This is a genomic window from Sphingobacterium sp. UBA7855 (genome assembly GCA_002500745.1).
GTDB lineage: Bacteria > Bacteroidota > Bacteroidia > Sphingobacteriales > Sphingobacteriaceae > Sphingobacterium.
In genome coordinates this window covers 44,872-61,656 of record DLST01000002.1, presented here as the reverse complement: position 1 = coordinate 61,656, position 16,785 = coordinate 44,872, and the positions used below count along the sequence as shown (strand labels likewise).

General features: G+C 43.3%; 13 protein-coding genes. 5 read left to right on the top strand and 8 right to left on the bottom strand.

Annotation, left to right across the window (positions count from 1 at the left end):
- Positions 1-51 precede the first annotated feature (51 nt).
- The gene (locus tag B2107_RS01300) at positions 52-837 is read left to right on the top strand and encodes an AraC family transcriptional regulator (protein ID WP_293952428.1); all 786 of its coding nucleotides are present in this window, start codon (positions 52-54) and stop codon (positions 835-837) included.
- Between the two features lie 281 nt (positions 838-1,118).
- Here B2107_RS01300 and B2107_RS01295 read toward each other — a convergent pair whose 3' ends face one another.
- Positions 1,119-1,433 carry a MerR family transcriptional regulator gene (locus B2107_RS01295; RefSeq protein WP_293952426.1) on the bottom strand — a complete coding sequence of 105 codons (315 nt, stop codon included), beginning with the start codon at positions 1,431-1,433 and terminating at the stop codon, positions 1,119-1,121.
- Between the two features lie 46 nt (positions 1,434-1,479).
- Positions 1,480-2,175, bottom strand: coding sequence for a LytR/AlgR family response regulator transcription factor (locus B2107_RS01290; protein ID WP_293952848.1), 696 nt, complete (start codon positions 2,173-2,175; stop codon positions 1,480-1,482).
- A gap of 653 nt (positions 2,176-2,828) precedes the next feature.
- On the opposite strand from B2107_RS01290, the gene B2107_RS01285 reads away from it, so the two are divergent.
- Positions 2,829-3,374, top strand: a complete 546-nt coding sequence (locus B2107_RS01285) for a hypothetical protein (protein WP_293952424.1) — start codon at positions 2,829-2,831, stop codon at positions 3,372-3,374.
- Here the strand turns inward: B2107_RS01285 and B2107_RS01280 are convergent.
- A complete protein-coding gene (locus B2107_RS01280; RefSeq protein WP_293952422.1) occupies positions 3,328-5,754 on the bottom strand; it encodes a TonB-dependent receptor plug domain-containing protein in 2,427 nt (808 codons plus the stop codon). The genes B2107_RS01285 and B2107_RS01280 overlap by 47 nt on opposite strands.
- A gap of 235 nt (positions 5,755-5,989) precedes the next feature.
- Between B2107_RS01280 and B2107_RS01275 the strand changes: the two genes are divergently transcribed.
- Positions 5,990-6,958 carry a hypothetical protein gene (locus B2107_RS01275; protein ID WP_293952420.1) on the top strand — a complete coding sequence of 323 codons (969 nt, stop codon included), beginning with the start codon at positions 5,990-5,992 and terminating at the stop codon, positions 6,956-6,958.
- Between the two features lie 62 nt (positions 6,959-7,020).
- On the opposite strand, the gene B2107_RS01270 is transcribed toward B2107_RS01275, so the two are convergent.
- A complete protein-coding gene (locus B2107_RS01270) occupies positions 7,021-8,379 on the bottom strand; it encodes a hypothetical protein (protein WP_293952418.1) in 1,359 nt (452 codons plus the stop codon).
- A 507-nt stretch (positions 8,380-8,886) separates the two neighbouring features.
- On the opposite strand from B2107_RS01270, the gene B2107_RS01265 reads away from it, so the two are divergent.
- Entirely contained in the window at positions 8,887-9,402 is a 516-nt protein-coding gene (locus tag B2107_RS01265; RefSeq protein WP_293952416.1) for a MauE/DoxX family redox-associated membrane protein, read from the top strand.
- Positions 9,403-9,406: 4 nt separating this feature from the next.
- A complete protein-coding gene (locus B2107_RS01260) occupies positions 9,407-9,775 on the top strand; it encodes a hypothetical protein (protein WP_293952414.1) in 369 nt (122 codons plus the stop codon).
- A 50-nt stretch (positions 9,776-9,825) separates the two neighbouring features.
- Here B2107_RS01260 and B2107_RS01255 read toward each other — a convergent pair whose 3' ends face one another.
- Genes B2107_RS01255 through B2107_RS01240 form a run of 4 tightly spaced genes read right to left on the bottom strand, consistent with a single transcriptional unit; the run spans position 9,826 to position 16,496 of the window.
- Positions 9,826-11,325 carry a TlpA family protein disulfide reductase gene (locus B2107_RS01255; RefSeq protein WP_293952412.1) on the bottom strand — a complete coding sequence of 500 codons (1,500 nt, stop codon included), beginning with the start codon at positions 11,323-11,325 and terminating at the stop codon, positions 9,826-9,828.
- 2 nt (positions 11,326-11,327) lie between these two features.
- Complete coding sequence (locus tag B2107_RS01250; RefSeq protein ID WP_293952410.1) at positions 11,328-12,719, bottom strand: RagB/SusD family nutrient uptake outer membrane protein; 1,392 nt, start codon at positions 12,717-12,719, stop codon at positions 11,328-11,330.
- Positions 12,720-12,723: 4 nt separating this feature from the next.
- Positions 12,724-16,104 (bottom strand): SusC/RagA family TonB-linked outer membrane protein, encoded by a 3,381-nt coding sequence (locus tag B2107_RS01245; RefSeq protein ID WP_293952408.1) that lies wholly within the window; start codon positions 16,102-16,104, stop codon positions 12,724-12,726.
- A gap of 11 nt (positions 16,105-16,115) precedes the next feature.
- Positions 16,116-16,496 (bottom strand): hypothetical protein, encoded by a 381-nt coding sequence (locus B2107_RS01240; RefSeq protein ID WP_293952406.1) that lies wholly within the window; start codon positions 16,494-16,496, stop codon positions 16,116-16,118.
- Between the last annotated feature and the right edge of the window lie 289 nt (positions 16,497-16,785).

The following is a 16,785-nucleotide window of genomic DNA, read 5'->3' as shown; positions in this document are numbered from 1 at the left end:
CACAGATCCTATTTTTATATAATTAGCCTAATATTTACTAAATTTGGCCACATGGATAGCCTTCGCCAATTAATCAATCGTGTGGATCAACAGCCCGATTCCATTCTCGTCGTGCGACAGCAGACCGAACAGCGCCTGCCTGCTCACCAGCACGACAAGGCGCAGCTGCTGATGGTGTATGGGGGTATTGCGTATCTGCAGACCGACGAAAAGGACTTTTATATTCCTTCCAATCACTACATCTGGATTCCAGCTCACTACCCGCACAATTTGATGTTTAATACGCAGGATCTGTACATTATCAATATTTACTTTCCTGCACAAGAATCAAGTGATTTTTATGATGAACTGGGTATTTATCCCGTAAGCAGGCTGCTGGCAGAGATGCTCTTGTTTAGCGAAAAATGGCAGGGTGATTATTGCGTTGGTTCATGGGAATTTGAGTTTTTGACCACGCTTAAAGGCGTATTATCGAAAGAAAGCCTTAAAAAATTCTCCATCCAGCTGCCGACAACAGATGATCAACGGCTCAATGCCATCACTGAAAACATTAGAAATCGGTTGAATGAAGATCTGAGCCTCGATACCATTGCGCAGTGGTCGGGCATGAGTGTGCGCAGCCTGACCCGATTATTTCAGACCAAGCTGCACATTACTTTTGTTCAATACTTAAAAATGCTGCGGATTATTCGTGCCATGGAATTGATCAAAGATACCGATCTGAACATGACGCAGATTGCCTATGCTATTGGCTATTCCAATATCGCTGCATTTAGCAACAATTTTCAGCAACTCACCAATATGAGACCGACAGAATTTAAGCTAAAAAGGAGCTAATTCTCCTATTGATTCCTTATTAAGCTATTGGTTCCTTATTAACCTATTCACTCGCTACCAACTCCCAGCATTCATCGAAATTTTATAGGGTCCGCCTCGGGTCTTGCTCGAATTTAGTACGAGGGGAACCCGATGCCAGTACGAGGAGAATTGCTGTAAAGGCAGGAGTTGGTTGGGAAAAGGTAGGGAGAAAGTGGCCAATTGCCTAAAAATGCCGCCCCGGGCAGGGCGGCGCTCAAAATGACCACATTTCAATAGGTAAAAATGTAGGGAATACCGTACTACAGGCCGCGGTAGTGTTTGCGCAGCCGCTCCACATCCACATCGCGGTAGTAGCGTTTGTTGTGCACGCGCTTGGCGATACAGATATGTCCATCGCGCTGCAGCCGATAGAGCGTTTCGGTAGAGATACCGACATGCGATTTGACGTATTCGGCATCCCGCAGCAGCATATTTTCCTGTTCCAGCTGCTCGCGCAGTTCGAGGTATGCCGCAAGCTGACGTTTGACGGCCATAAGTTCCAGCAAGATTAATTTTTGGGCATAGGCTTGCCCCGGACTTAATAGTAAGCCCCTGAGGTATTGTTTTTTGGACATTGTTATTAATTTATGGTTTATAAAAAGTGTATAACCCATACCCCCATCAGGCGTATTGGCGTAATCTTATCAGCCCCATCGTACTGACGCTAATATCGAGATCGGTACGATCAGGAAATAAAATCTTACGATTGACGACTTTTCTGGCAAAGTTGACATTCACAATAAAACCGCGGTGTACGCGCACAAAAGTACTTTTGGACAGCATCGCTTCTACCTCGTCCATGGTGATGCGGTAGTTAAAATCGTCTTCTGCCTGCCGCAGGTGAAAGGTTGCATAATTTTTACTGGACGATACCGCCAGGATGTCAATGAAGAGCACAAATCGATACATCTTTTTGAAGATAAACCACTTACCGATAGGCTCGCTCTGGACATGCATGTTGATGTGTACATTTTTCTGATGGAGCGCGCGCTCGAAAGCCACAAAGAGTTCGGGAAACCTCACCGGTTTGATGAGGTAGTCGGCCACGGCGATTTTAATGGCCTCGTAAGCATACTGCTGCGAATTGGTACATAGAATAACGGGGGGCCTTTTTGCCATCGGCAGTGTCTGGTACAGATCCATCCCCGACATCTCGGGCATCTCCACATCCAAAAGCAATACATCCGGGGGATTATCCATGATGCTGTTGAAACCATCAATCGGTTTTGTAAAACACCGCACATCACCTACCTCCTTGATTTGCCGCAATGCGCTTTCTGCGATACGGATATCGTAGGGATCGTCGTCAATAATCATTACATCGTATTTTGCCATTACCTTCGTTTATAAAAGTTAGTTTAACATTAAAATAGCGTGAACGGTCGGTCACTTCCATTCGTTGTCTTTACTTGTATTTGAACTGTTGCTAGGATCATCATATAACTGCTATTTTAAGCCAAGATAATAATTAAACATAAACAAATCAAATTATAATTATTAAACAATTTTTTACCCCTATTATTAACCAGAATTTCAACCCTCACGATTCTACCGTGGATGGCCAGCTTAATTATGCGATAACAACCTGATTAACAATAAATTTTAAATTTCTTATTTGGTCATTTAAGCCCACCTTCCGCATAGCATTATCAGCTTTTCTTTAGCGGCGAAAAATTTATCATTTAACTTATTTTAGTTCCTATCTGCTCGGCATTTCTTTGGACCACCGCGGGTCAACGCTACAAATATGTGCATTACATTTTATCTATAGAAGTAATGGGAAATAAAGTAATTTCTAGGGACGAATAGATTTATCGTGCAATAGTTCAGGCACACGCTTCCTATTCATCCCTGTATATAGTCTATTTAACCCTATTGAATACCTTTATTTCCCAAAAATTGCGATCTGATTATAAGTTTAATAAATTGCTGATCCATGTTAGACAGGCAAAAGAAAAAAACGCTTACATATGAGGAGAAGTAAACATGCGCAGCTCGACCCTTTTTTTAAGGATATCCTTCCCCATTGGCAGGATGATATCCCTGAGCTATCCTCACTCTTGGAAGCGGAAAAATTCGTTAAGGGTGAGCATCTTATAAACGACTGGGGCGATCTGTACCTGATTACCGAGGGAATTTTTGGCAAATATGAAAAGACCTGTCCGGTACGCTATGCCCTTGCCGGCGAATCGCTGATGATCCCCAATCAAAAGCACAATTATCGCTTTGTCGCGCTGAGCGATTGCCAGACGTTCCGCACCTCATTCCGTCAACTGGAAGAGATCAATGCCTACAACCCAAAAGTTTTTTACCTGTACGCCCACCTCAAGGATCGGCAGCTGCGCTATCTTGACTATCGGCACAAACTGCTGTCGCTGCATAATCAGGACAAATATGATTTTGTTTTTGATCATTATCCGAACCTCCTCGCCCACATTACGCAGAAGGAGCTCGCTCAATTTATGGGCATCAGTATGGAGCTGCTCCGGCGGATGATGCGGGATAGGGCGTATTAAGCTTCACGCCGATGGAAATATTACGTCCCGGCAGGGGTGCAAGATACTTGAGTATGGAATTTTGCGGACGTGCTTCCATATTCAATAGATTATTTCCGGAAATAAAATAGACAAATTCATATTTTTTTAGATTCACCTTGTAACCTAATTGACCAGATAGCAAGGAATAGGCTGGCATAGGTGGTTCAATATTGATATTTTTACCTAAATAACGCTGTTTCAGATACCGGTCAAAATTGGCGTTGCCGGCAAACTTCTTATAGCAAAATGCCACCGCCCATCCATACCTGCTGGTGGGAAGGTTGGGCATAAAATCTCCTTCCGCCCACTTGCGCATGCTATCGTCCGAGGTGTTTCTATTTTTGACCAGATCAGCGAACGCATTGAATTCCACATGGCCTTCTGTCGTCCATGCATAAGTATAGCTCCCCATAAGCTCCCAGCCCCTAATCTCGGTGTCTGATGCCCGCCATTCCTTCACTAAAAAGCCTCCAGACCGCGAAAGGCCAGTATGCGCCAGATAGAGATAGTTGGTAAAAAAACTGCGGTAATGCGTTGCCGAGAGTTTTAATCCGCCATAGTGTATACCACCGGACAGCTCGTAAGCATTGGCGCTCTCTTTGGCGAGACGATCGTCTCCATTTTCTTCCACTAAGATTGCAAAATGGTCATTACCGGCATACAGTTCATTTACCCCTGGTGCACGTTCGGCATGTGTATAGGTTGCCTGTACATAGCCCATGTCGGCAATGGAATAGCTGATATCACCCGAAAAATGGTTTAACTCAAAATCCCTGTTGGAAAGGTTCCCTCCGGCCAAGCCCCTGCTCCGCTGGTAAGTTGGATCGGACAGGGTACGCCGGGCTAGCCAATCGTGCCGATAGCCTACATGAACAGCCATTGGTTTGAAATCTATGGTCTGCAGGGTAAAGATCCCGCCTTCCCGACTTAAATTGTTGGGTATATAACGCCGCTCCCCTTGCCCTTCTATAGCCGCAATGGAAAAATCTACTCCACTCACCGCAGACCAAAAACGGCTATACTGTTGGGTTATTTCCGATCGAACCGCATGACGGGCACTGGCAAATTTATTGACCCGATACCTGCCCAGAAGCTCCCGATCATCGGACGACTCACCTCTATACTGCAATTTGACCTCGGGGATGAGCCGTGTTGTGGGTTGATAAGCCGATTCCAACTGCCAGGCATAGGAATAGCTGCGCGTGTTTATCGGTTCATAGATCGGCGTCCATGTTGTGGGGGTATGGCTATGCACCGGCTTATTGCGCTGTGCAAATCCCGGGATACCGTAATAACTCTCGAGGGAATAAAGTCCGAGGCCTACCTGAAAGTTGTCCCTGATGTAACTGGCGCCGGCGTTGACCGCCTGTTTGGCGGCATGGCTATTGGGCATCACACCACGCTGGACAGGAGCGTAATCGGTAATGCCATGCACGACCTCCGTATACAGGGGCGTATTGGGATCCTGCCCAGCGATATATTTGTTATTTCGGGGATTGGGCACCTTTTCGCCGTTGATAAAAGAATAATCTTCAAAGGTATACAGGTCTGCCTCCGACAAGCCCCACCTGGGGTCGTTTAGATTATCGATCACAAACTGGCTCAGATAGGGATACAGCGTCAGGTTGCGGATTGTTTCGCGGTCGACATGGACCTGCGCCATATCGGCCGTCAAATGATCGATCTTCGGATTGTAAGCTATCGGGGCCTTGGTATTGCCCGGGATCTTGAGGTTGCCGTGCGTGAGCCTCATGGCGCCGATATGGACTACCCCATATTTTCCAACATTAGTATCAAAAGCAAGCGACTGGCTATTGCCGCTATTGGTGCCCAACTCGGCCTTGGCCTGAGCAGAAATTCCGCCTTGCACCCGCATAGCCGGAATTGTATTATCTTTGACATTAACTGCACCGCCAATTGCTTTTCCGCCATAGAGCACGCTCGTGGCCCCCTTGTAGACCGCTATTTCGCGTAGGTTGTCCATATCGAAATTTGGATTGAGGTTTGGGCTGATTCCCGAAAGATCATTGATGGATAACCCGTTGGAAAGCACACTGACCCGACTTCCACTGAGGCTACGAATCATGGGCACACCCGAATTGGGACCAAAAGAAGCATTTTGAACCCCCGATATATGGCTCAATTTTTCGCCGAGCGTTTGCGTCTGCACACGCTCCAGCTGACTGCGGTCTAGCCTCGTCTTTCGCCCATGTCCCGACACTATGCCGATGGCTTCGACGGTGGGGAGCGTAATGTTCCGTAAGGTGTCCACTGCGGGTCTGCGCTGCGCCTGCGCCGTATTTGCGGTAGCCAATAGCCCCAGCGCTGCTAAAAAAAGTTGTCTCTGATGGTGTGACATGATGTAACCTGTTCCTGTTTGCGCTGCAAAAATAAAAAAGAAAACATCAAATGCAATAATGTTGCATTAATAATTTACAATGATTACCTTCGTCAAAATTTTTTACCACATGAAATACATCAACACAAAACTCGCGCTGGCAGCAGCGCTGATGCTGCTACTCGGAACGGCATCATCCTGTAAAAAAGAAACCGCATCCACTCCCGCCGACATCTCGCTTTCGTTACCTGCGGCGGTGAGCCTTCGCTACGGCGAAACTCAGGAGATTAACGTACCGAATGCCCCTTCTTTCACTGCAGGGATAGACCTCAGCTTTGACTTTTCACAAACAGCAGAAGTTAATCTGGGCAACGGCGGCAAGCTGCGTGAAAAAATGCAGCAGGCTATTCAGTATAATAGCGAAAAGGGCAGCATACAGGTCAACAGTGCCCTACTCTATCCCAATGGTGCTCAATCGGGTAGCGCACGCATGCCCGACGCGTACAAAGTCACTGTAATCGCCAAAGCGTCCAATGGAACCGTGGTGGCCAAAGAAGACTTTTCATTGAAGATAACGGCGGGAACCCTTGCGATCAAAGGACTAAAAACTGGCAGCGAATTACCCAACGCCTATGTGCTGTACGGCGACGAATCTGCTGCTTTTGAAATCGATCCCCAAGGCATCCCAACAACAGGTGCCAGTTTTCAGCTGTCTTCTGCCGGCGGGCAGGACAATATCGCTTCGATAACGGGTACGCAGGTCACATTATCAAAAAATGCAGGCGATCCGGCCAAGAAAGCTGAAAAGGCGTACGAGCTCAGCCCCGAATTGCAGAAAGATGGCTTTGTTGTGGCCTCCACAACCTTTCGGGTGATTCTTATTCCACAAATTAAATTTTTGTTCGGCCAGTATTATCCCGACCTCAACCTGACCATCGATTTTAGCCTGATCCACATCGGTCTGTCCAATGGCTATGTCTCTGCAGCCCCCACATTGTATCCCGAAAACTATAAATCGACGTTTGAACTGGTTTCGATACAGAAAGATGGCGTTGCCTTTGACGATAGCGAAAAGCTGTTTAGCGTCAATGCCCAAACAGGTGCTGTTACCGTGAAAAAAAGCGACAATTTAAAAGCGGGGAGTTATCAGATCACTGTAAAGGCGCTGACCACTACCGGTCTCACATTTAACGCCAAACTTACCTTAGCCATGTCTGCAGGATAATAGCTATACCCAAGTTACCGTAACCGAACCATTACGGTAACTTGGATGCTATTTCTCGCTGTTTAGCTCGACAGCGCTTCGAGCATGGTATAGGTTTTAAAGATACTGAGCAGAAGCGCAAACAAGAGGCAGTACCAAAGCACATCGATTTCCTTGGCCAGTTTGATCGCAAAAACAATGATAAACATGAATGGGCAGACCGCTATAAAAATAAACATAGCTGTTGCTATAGCTTCAAAAATATCCTCATCGTAATTCATCAGCAAGAGCATGATGCCGACGTAAAATAGCCATACCACCAGTGGGGACAGAAAGCATATCAGCAGTTTCCAGAGCAAACTGAGCTTTAGGCTTTTAGGTATTGCTGTGCGCTTATTCCTGTACAATAGGAAGCACATCGCGGCTACCGCTAAAGTCAGCATCGCCAATTGCACATAGGTATTGAAAATAGTATCGGCACGTGTGTTTACCTTGGAAGAGGACTTGAGTTTATCCCCGCTATACTGCTTTACCTGCGTTTTCTCGCCGTTGACAAATGTCTGTACCACCCTATCGTTACTGCTACTATCTTGGAGTGTCCAGGTAGCATCTTCCAGTCCCATCTTATAAAATCCTTCTATGACCCGCGTATTACCTTTTGTTCTTATCAATGGTCCATCGAGGCGTCCGCCGTTAAATCGCAACGAATCCGTCCCCTCCTCCGTTTGGATGGTGAGCTGGGTGATTGTTCCAACAGGAATACGCGTTGCACTGTCCCCGATAATGCTTAACACGTCCTGATCGAGCTGTTGGATATTTTTATTTTTATTGTAATCATCGCTCCGGGCAGGCCTGTTGGTATATAAATAATCTATTTTAACAACAAGCAGCGAATCTTTTTTATAGAATTGAAATCCATAGTAAGGTTCAAAATTCTTGATTGTCGGATGCTTTAGTAAGATATACTGCGGTTGCTCAAAAGCTTGGATATATCGCGGCTGTGTGGTGGCACAAAAAGCGAACATAGCCAGCATACCGATCAGGTAAGTACTTAGGCGCAGCATGAACGCGGGCGGGATGGCAGTCCGGGGTTCGCTCTTTGTATACAACCAGGCCAAACCGATCATGGGCAATGCCATGAGATCGGACAGATCGACTGTCCGTCCTACAGCAGAATAAGGATTCATCCATTGGATGAGCCCCGTGGAATATTCGCTTTTCCAAAAGGTAAATAGTACTGCTGTGGCTATAAAAATCAATGCTTTCCGTTTGGGAAAGATTGTCGACCAGAAAATAGGGAATATAAAAAGCCCACTAAAATCGGAGATCTTTCCTGTCAGCACATTGTGAAATGCCCCTTTTAAATAGAAGTCGTTCACGAGCAGCAGCACCAGAAAAAGAATAAAAAGTGGCGAAGCGAGAATCCTTAAGCGTTCATACATAATTTAAGTTACCTTTTGTATTGATACCCCATTATACCATTTGGTAACCTTTTTCATAGCGATATGTTTTAGGGGTCGCAACTCTTTTTTATTGCTGCTGCTGGGAATACGCTAGCAGAGATCCCATTCTACCTTTAAGTTAAACCCAATTTCTTGGGCATGCTATACCAATATTTTGGGTTTTCGATCGCAATAATTTGCGATCGAAAACCCAAAACTTTGTGGTCAAAATCCCAACATTTACCAGAAAATGTAGTGCAACTTTGTAATAGCAGGTCGGATAAAGCAGGTCAGCATCCTAAAGCTTGGTTGAAGCAAGTCAAGGTACCGCTAAGCGATATCCGAAATGCCCAATAAAAAACACGATTATGAGACAGTACAAAAGAAAATTTGCGCTATTCCGGCAATGTCGTTAAGCAGCAAGGCTACCCAGGAAATCCGTCTGTTGGGTGCAGGTGGCTCCGTAGAACAACAAACAAAAGATACATCATCACGATATAAGCGCTTATGGAGAAGCACTTCAATACATACGAATATCAACAGGATCGGCCGGCAAGCTCCCCTAAACGCGGTAGTTCAATCCGCTCGGGTGCACGCTGGATCTATCGTCACTTACCTGAAGTGATCATTTATGGCTATGCCTTTATCTACATGTACACGGGATGGGCTAAGTTTATGAACATGGCCGCCTTTATCAAGGGTAATAGCAAGATCCCCTATCTAGGTCAGTACGCGAAATTGATCGGCTATGGCATCCCCTCGTTGGAGATTGTGGTTGCGATCCTATTGGTTATCCCGGTTTATTGGATTAAGCGGGCTGCCCTATGGGCTTCGACTGTATTGATGATCCTATTCACTGTTTACCTCAGCTTGATGGTCAAATTTGTGGAGCATAAGCTTTGTCACTGTGGTGGTGTAATCGAATCGATGGGCTGGAAAACGCATATCGCCTTTAATATCATCTGGTTGATAGCGGGAATCTTTGCCCTGGTAAAAACAAAAGTTAAACATTCTAAAATTTAAACCCATGGAAAGAATTAAAAATTATGGGAAATTGCTACTGGGTGTAGCAACAATAGCAGCTGGCGCCGGAATGGCTCAGTATGCGCAAGCGCAAAAAGCTTCAAAGTTAGAAAATCAACAAGCGCAGAAACTTGAAGCAATTGCTACAGGGAAGGCTACGATGCGTTACTGGGTAAATGACCAGTCGACTGGGAAATATCTAGAAATTACAACTGCGCCAAATCCTATTGAGAATTGTCAAGAGCCGAGTCCAAATGACTGTGTCATTCAATCTGAGAATGCTTCATTGCCTTCGACGTTAGACTACAGTCAAGCTACTTCGGCAAATGGTGTACAACCACACCCAGATTCAGATAAGGCTTTTTACCAATAGTCTTTTGCATCTAATGCAACAGGCCGGCAGTCATTTGCCGGCCTGTCGTATTAAAGATTCTTTTCCATTAACTCAATTAATGCTTTTCCACCATCTAGTCTCGGATCTGGAGGCCCCGACGAAATAACATTACCTTTTTTATCAATAAGTAATAGCTGCGGCGCTCCCTTAAAATTGTAATGTTTATAGAATGGACTCTCATACCATGAAGTTCCATATGTTGAAAGTTTCAGCTGCTCTGGCTGGCTATACTCTTTGGTCTTCAATCCATTTATCCAAGCCTTTCGGGTTTTATCAACACTGAGGCTAATAAAGACAATATTCTTTGTTTTTTTGGATTTAAAATGGTCTATGATCTTGCGCATTTCTTTGTTCATATATTTACAGCCGAAGCACCCGTTGAACCACAGATCAATAAGAATCATCTTCCCTTTAAAGTCTTCCAGGCGATGTATCTGACCTGAAGTATCCGGCAGGCTAAAGGCATATGCCGGCACATTATTACCTGTTTTCAACTGCCATCTTTCAAATAGATACTTAATAGAGGGATCCTTTAACATCTTATAAATGCTTGCCGCACTGTCCTGTACTCCCGCTTTCTGCTCGGCGAGATTTATTGCGGTTGCTGTTAACAATGCTTCGCGTTGTTTGTTTGCAATACGCGAAGTAATCGCTTGCAGTATATCCGTGAATTCAAAATCAGGGGCAATTTTATCAGGATATTTGGTATAAGCTGCTCGGCTTCGCTCCCGTTCAAAAAGATATTTAATGTACAGTGGCGCATATGCGGCCAGATCATTATCATCTTTTGAAAGGTGAGATAGCCAATTTAGATATTCTTGCCTGAATACCGGGAAGTCAAACCCTGCTTTTCCTTTGTTCAACCACAATTGTGAACATATTGTTGAATAGGCACCTCCGATCGTATTGTATTTTATGATCTGGAATACGGAATCGGTCAAATCATTTTTGTAAAGGTCAAGTATGGCTAGCTTTGTTTGTAGATTTCTTTCTATCAACTCTATTAAAGACTTTATGTAATCACTACTATTTTCGCGTTCTTTCTGACGAAGCAAAGATAAAATCGAATTTCTCGGAAATATCTGATTAGCATAGATAGCCTGCTGGCAGTTCATCCGATCCTCACCTCGTCCATAAAAATTAATATTATCATCCGCTACATCCATCTGCAAGCTATCTCCGGCCTGCATCAGATAAAGTGTAAAATTATTATCCAGGCTATTGAGGTAATTATATTCCTGATGAGGGCCCTCAAGCTTAAAACTGACAAAAAGTTTGGAACTCTTAGGCTGAAAGCTAAGTTGAAAGGTGCCATCCGTACTGATTTCGCTTTTGTAAGATGTCGAAAATGCGTACCAATTCGGCAAAGCATATTCATCGAGCACAATCAGGTGCAACTTTGTACCCTTAGGTAATTCTTTTAAAAATCGCCCCGCAAGGGTTATATCGGACTGCGCATGCCCTACCGAGACTATTGCCCAAAGACAGGCTATAAAACATGAAATTATTTTAAATAAGATTTTTCTCATGATTACTTATTAAGTGTATAAAAAATAGATTCATTGGTCGGGATTGGGAATACAAATCGTGCCGAACCTGCTTCGAGTATATGCGTTTCGTTTCCAAGCTTCCTGCTAAGCGAGATGTTGGCACCCTCTTTATTGAGCCGCCTTATATCGTCCCAACGTAATCCTGCCCGCCATACCAATTCTTTCCTTCTTTCTATCAATACTTTATTTAGGGCTTCGGCCTTTGTAGAAAAATTATCCATTGTGAATGTCCCGGTTTTATATCTTTTGGAAAGCAGCTTGAATAAATAATCCTTACAGTTTTGAAGATCATTTTTTCTCGCTGCACATTCTGCTTTGATCAGATATATTTCATCCGTAGCCAATCCCGAATAAGGGAACCGGGAAGACCCGCTGTATCCCCGTTTTGTCTTGATGAGTCCGTTTGCAGCATTTTTTGAAAAGAAGATGGATTTGCGAAGATCATTATCAGCATATAAATTATACAGGCCATTATCGATGCTCATGTTTTGTGTACTCGCATATAATACCAATGAATAATTTCGTCCCACTGTTGAATACAGCATTGACTCGTCATTGTCTATCGCAAAAGGTGTTGCTGCTGTTAAGCTAACGCTATTGTAATCGATAAGCTTATCATACATAGCAAGACAGCTATCGGCATATCGCTCTGCCGACTCATAATTGCGCATACTTAGATAGATGCGGGCAGCCAGAGCATAAGCAGCAGGCCTGTTCGCCCGGTTTCTATTGACTGTAATGGTTGCATCCAGTAATGAAGTAGCACGTTTCAAATCGGACAAGATCTGATCATAATTTTCTTGGATAGAAGAACGCTGTACTACTTCATCAATATTAGGAGAAAGCTTTAAGGCTATTCCTAGTTCCTGTCCTGCTGAAACTGCATCATAGGGTGCGGCAAAGTTTTTGACCAGATCAAAACATGCAAAAGCGCGTGCAAAATAGGCATGCCCTAAAATATGATTATATTTTTTTCGATCTACGGCAGCATCTTTAAGATCTTCCATTCCCCTGATAACCGAGTTTACATAAAATATGCCCTCATACGGGTAATTAAAATCTTCTATACTCGTCTGTCCACCATACCGATCGTCAGACCAGACATAAACATTTCGTTCCAAATTTGACTGCGTCAAAAAGTCTTTTTCCTCTGGTATACTGTACTCGTCCGAGGATAGCAACGGGAGTGCTGATGTTTGATTTACCCGGGGATAATCCAGCATTTGTTGAAAATCATCCAATGTCTTTGGAGACACAATGTCTGTAGACGGCTTCACATCAAGAAAACTATCTTTACATGCTGTAAGATGCAACAAAATGAACAGCAATAAGAAAACCTTTATTGAAGTCATGTATTTATTTAAATTCATCATGTTATTAAAAGTTTGCATTTATTCCAACACTATAGTTACGAGGCATAGGCATTAAAGGTGAATCAGGATCTTGGCCCTTCTTATTGGCTTTCCAAATCAATCCTATGTTATTAGCATAGACAAAAAGCTGGAGTTCTCGTATACCGATCCTATTGATACCTTTGCGAAAAGCTAACCGGATATCTTTTAGGCGAACTGCACTGGCATCTTCAATTAGTGCTGCCCCATATTTGTAGAAGCTCTCCCGATTACTGTCAAAGGGATATACCATTGCCGGTACATTCGTCCAGTTTTCGTCACCAGTATGCTGCCAACGATATTCATAATCGGGCTGCATGTAGTTAGTTATTAATTCTGTGTAGTTGACTGATCCCCGCCTGTATTTATAGCCGGCTTTAAAAATGATATTAAAACTGAGATCAAAATCACGATATCGAAAGGTATTCAATAAGCTACCAAAGCACGTCGGTGTTGCCGAGCCTGAATACACTAAATTGGCACTATTGGCACTGTTCATCATCGCGCTATAATTTTGGCTATCCATTCCGTCTAACCGCCCTATCGGGTTTCCCTCACTATCGAGTCCCACATACGGAAAGCTAAATAAAGCATATAATGGAAATCCTTCCAGCGGGTTTATATAGTTGCCTGTTACCACGTCAAAGTTATTACTCTGTTTGGCTTTATAATTTGTAATCTTGTCGCTCACCAAACTCAACATTGCAGTCGTTTCCCACTTTAATGCACCAAGGAGATTGCGGCTATTGAGCGTAATATCCCAACCTGTCGTCAGCATATCAGCCGCGTTGCCCTTTATGGTAAGCACACCCGCCTGCGGAGCAAGCGGACTGTTTGCAATCAGGTCGGTGCTTGCTTTACGATAATATTCTACAGATCCCATCAGCCGCTTTTTGGCCGTTTCGAAATCCATTCCAAAATTCCATACACCGACCTTTTCCCAGCGTAGGGATGGATTTGGCGGATTGGAGATTTTTAAATAGTAGTTACCGAAGCTATTGATACCCGTACCTGCCAGTGTGGTGAGATAAGCCGATATTGATTTGTCCAGATTACCATTATACCCATAAGAAGCCCTTAGACGTAACACTGGTAAAGCTTTGATACCATAAAAGTCTTCGTTCGCTAGTTGCCATAAGCCACCAATAGACCAAAGCGGCACCCCTTTTTGATTTGCTTTTACACCAAATAAATTAGATTCATCCCTACGGGCGCTCGCAGATAAGGTGTAGCGGTTATTGAATGTATACGATCCATTAAAATACAGTGAGCGGTTGCGATCTATTGCCTTTCTATTAGCAACCCGACCAGGGATACGCGAACTACCATATCCATAATACTGCGAAAATTCTTTCGAGAAATCGATCGAATTATTAGCTGATATGCCAGTTTCAGGGTCATAACCGTAGCGCCTATCGCTGGATGATTCCGTTGTATAATCCCTAATTTCAAATCCAGTTAGCACATGGATCTGATGTTTGCCATACTGTTTGTCCAAATTAAGCTGCGCTCTTCCGGCCTTATTGGTATAGCGACTATTGTCCTGATCTAGAATATCACCTAATGCAATGGGTCGGGTTAACAGACCTGTCGTTACATCTCGTTGTGTAAACGTATTGATCAGATTACGCACATAATATGAACTGGATAGATAATGCCGCTTATTATTTTGTATTCCTTTTTGAAACAGGTAATCCGCTGAAAAATTAAGCCCCGACAAAATCTTCCCTTCAATACGATGATTTAATCTATAATCCGTTTCATTGATGAAGCGGTCTGCATTAAGCTCATGAGCAGGATAGTATGACCATGCTAACATTTGATCAGTATCGATACTTTCTACAAAACTTTCGCGTAGCTCTTTCACTGTGGGCAATGCACTGCCCATTTCGTCAAACATTCGCTCATAGGGATATCGCGGTGTCAAGTAAGGGGAACTTACGCCCTTCCTATCACTTTCAGTAAAAAAAATATCCGAAGAAATGGTCAATCGATCTTTCCAGATGTTAAATGAATTTTTTGCTGTAAGCGAATAGCGTTGGTCTAACTGATTGATAATTGTACCCCGATTTCGATCATAGCCACCCGATAAAAAATATCGGTGTGCGGCACCGCCACCCCGTATTGATACCGCATGCTGTTGATTTACAGCAGGCTGATAGACGGTATTGTAGATATCGTGCCGGCCGTCGTAATTCTTCAGTCGATCGATGAAAGCGGCGGAGTCAGCTGCAGAAATTGTTCCGTCTTTCCGTTGCTGCAGCATCGATACTACTGGGGAAATGGCTGAAAAACCATCCGTTACATTCCAAAAATAACCTTTATTGAACAGGTCAGTTTCCAATGCAATATACGCAGATGAAGAGAGTTGGGGGCGATAAAAAATATCCGGCTTTTGACCTAATGTTATGTTCGAAACAAAGCTTACTTGTGCTTTTTGAATTGCTCCTCTCTTGGTATTGATCACTATAACACCATTACCTGCCCTTACCCCCCATATTGATGCAGCCGCTGCATCTTTCAATACTGTAATCGATTCGATATCATTGGGATTGATACTTTCCAAGGAACCTTCGTACGGAAAATTATCTAGCACAATTAGTGGAACCTGATTTCCATATATGGTACTGTTACCACGTATAGTGATGGGGGAACTGCTTTCAGGATTTTTATTAAATACAAGGCCACTCGTCACTCCTTCTAGCCGATCGATGATATTGGTGCTTACGCTCCTATTCAATAGCGCGTTATCCACCTGCACAAAACTTCCTGTGGCTCGTTCTTTTGGAATCTTTTGGTAGCCGGTACTCACCACCTCCACTTCGTTCAATTGATTCTCCAATGGTATTAATTGAACAGCCATTGATACCCCTGCGACATAGGATAGCACTAAGCGCCTGAATCCCATGTGAGAAAACGAAAGAGTACCTTTGGGATTGGTGACGTGTAGTGAAAAGGAACCATCAACTTTAGTAGAACCTCTACCCTTTTCGCCTTCGACGCGGATGGAAACACCTTGGATCGGCTTACCGTCAATAGACGATACGACGGTTCCGCTGATGGAGAGCAACCCGTCCGCCCCGCTGTCCTTGCGGGGCGTTTGAGCTAATAAACTAAACATATGAACTATAAGGGACAGGATTAGAATTGCCCTTATATGAAACATTCCTTTTGAAGTCTTAGGCATAGGTATAATAGTACATACCGACGTCATCTGCCGAAGACTATATACTATACAACTGAGGGAGTACTTTTTATCCCACGCGTGCTGCACTTTTTTTAAATTATTTTTTACAGCATCTTTTACGGATGCTTGGTGGGCTACCTTATCCAATAAGACAGCCATCAGATTTGATCTGTTTGTCATCTGCTTATTGTTTAAAATTGCTTATTCACGCGGTCAAAAAATTCATGAATCCTTTTTCTGATTATAAAATCAGTATCTATTTTATCTGAGGACTCGGCAAATAACAACTTTAGATCATCAATTTTTATCTTTCGGTAGTGTACCATAAAATAAGCGATCATTAGGCGAAGTAAAACGATAAAAAATTCGTACTTCTTATTCTGATCGGTTACATCTATATAGTCACTGTTCATAACAAAACTTTCATACACTTCTTTGATATGCTCATGGCATTCGTCAATAGAATAATGGGCCCAAAAGTCCCTGATTGTTTTCAATGGATCATATCCTTCAAGATATATATCATAAAATGCTAGCTCAAATGGTAGCAGATCTAAATATTTTTGGTTCATTTATAGGTTCAATAAAGATGACTTCAGCCCTACTCCATATTTTGAAAAGAGCATAGCTTCCCCATTTGCAAATTTTTTGCATTAAAAAAGGGTTGTCATTTGCAGTTTATTTTAAAAACTACATGTATAACAAATAAAAAATTAACGAATCCGCAAAACGCCAAAAAGTTAGTTACAAGTCATCAATAGGGGTCGTTATGGCGTTTCCTCTCGGAAAGAATAAAAAAAACCGATCTATAATATAGATTTACAATACAGAATTATAGTTTTTAAATTTGATGTTTATAAA

Coding starts and splice junctions, on each gene's coding strand:
- B2107_RS01290 (WP_293952848.1), bottom strand. CDS start 2,175: ATGATTATTGACGACGATCCCTACGATATCCGTATCGCAGAAAGCGCA.
- B2107_RS01255 (WP_293952412.1), bottom strand. CDS start 11,325: ATGAGAAAAATCTTATTTAAAATAATTTCATGTTTTATAGCCTGTCTT.
- B2107_RS01260 (WP_293952414.1), top strand. CDS start 9,407: ATGGAAAGAATTAAAAATTATGGGAAATTGCTACTGGGTGTAGCAACA.
- B2107_RS01300 (WP_293952428.1), top strand. CDS start 52: ATGGATAGCCTTCGCCAATTAATCAATCGTGTGGATCAACAGCCCGAT.
- B2107_RS01280 (WP_293952422.1), bottom strand. CDS start 5,754: ATGTCACACCATCAGAGACAACTTTTTTTAGCAGCGCTGGGGCTATTG.
- B2107_RS01250 (WP_293952410.1), bottom strand. CDS start 12,719: ATGATGAATTTAAATAAATACATGACTTCAATAAAGGTTTTCTTATTG.
- B2107_RS01295 (WP_293952426.1), bottom strand. CDS start 1,433: ATGTCCAAAAAACAATACCTCAGGGGCTTACTATTAAGTCCGGGGCAA.
- B2107_RS01265 (WP_293952416.1), top strand. CDS start 8,887: ATGGAGAAGCACTTCAATACATACGAATATCAACAGGATCGGCCGGCA.
- B2107_RS01245 (WP_293952408.1), bottom strand. CDS start 16,104: ATGACAAACAGATCAAATCTGATGGCTGTCTTATTGGATAAGGTAGCC.
- B2107_RS01240 (WP_293952406.1), bottom strand. CDS start 16,496: ATGAACCAAAAATATTTAGATCTGCTACCATTTGAGCTAGCATTTTAT.
- B2107_RS01285 (WP_293952424.1), top strand. CDS start 2,829: ATGAGGAGAAGTAAACATGCGCAGCTCGACCCTTTTTTTAAGGATATC.
- B2107_RS01270 (WP_293952418.1), bottom strand. CDS start 8,379: ATGTATGAACGCTTAAGGATTCTCGCTTCGCCACTTTTTATTCTTTTT.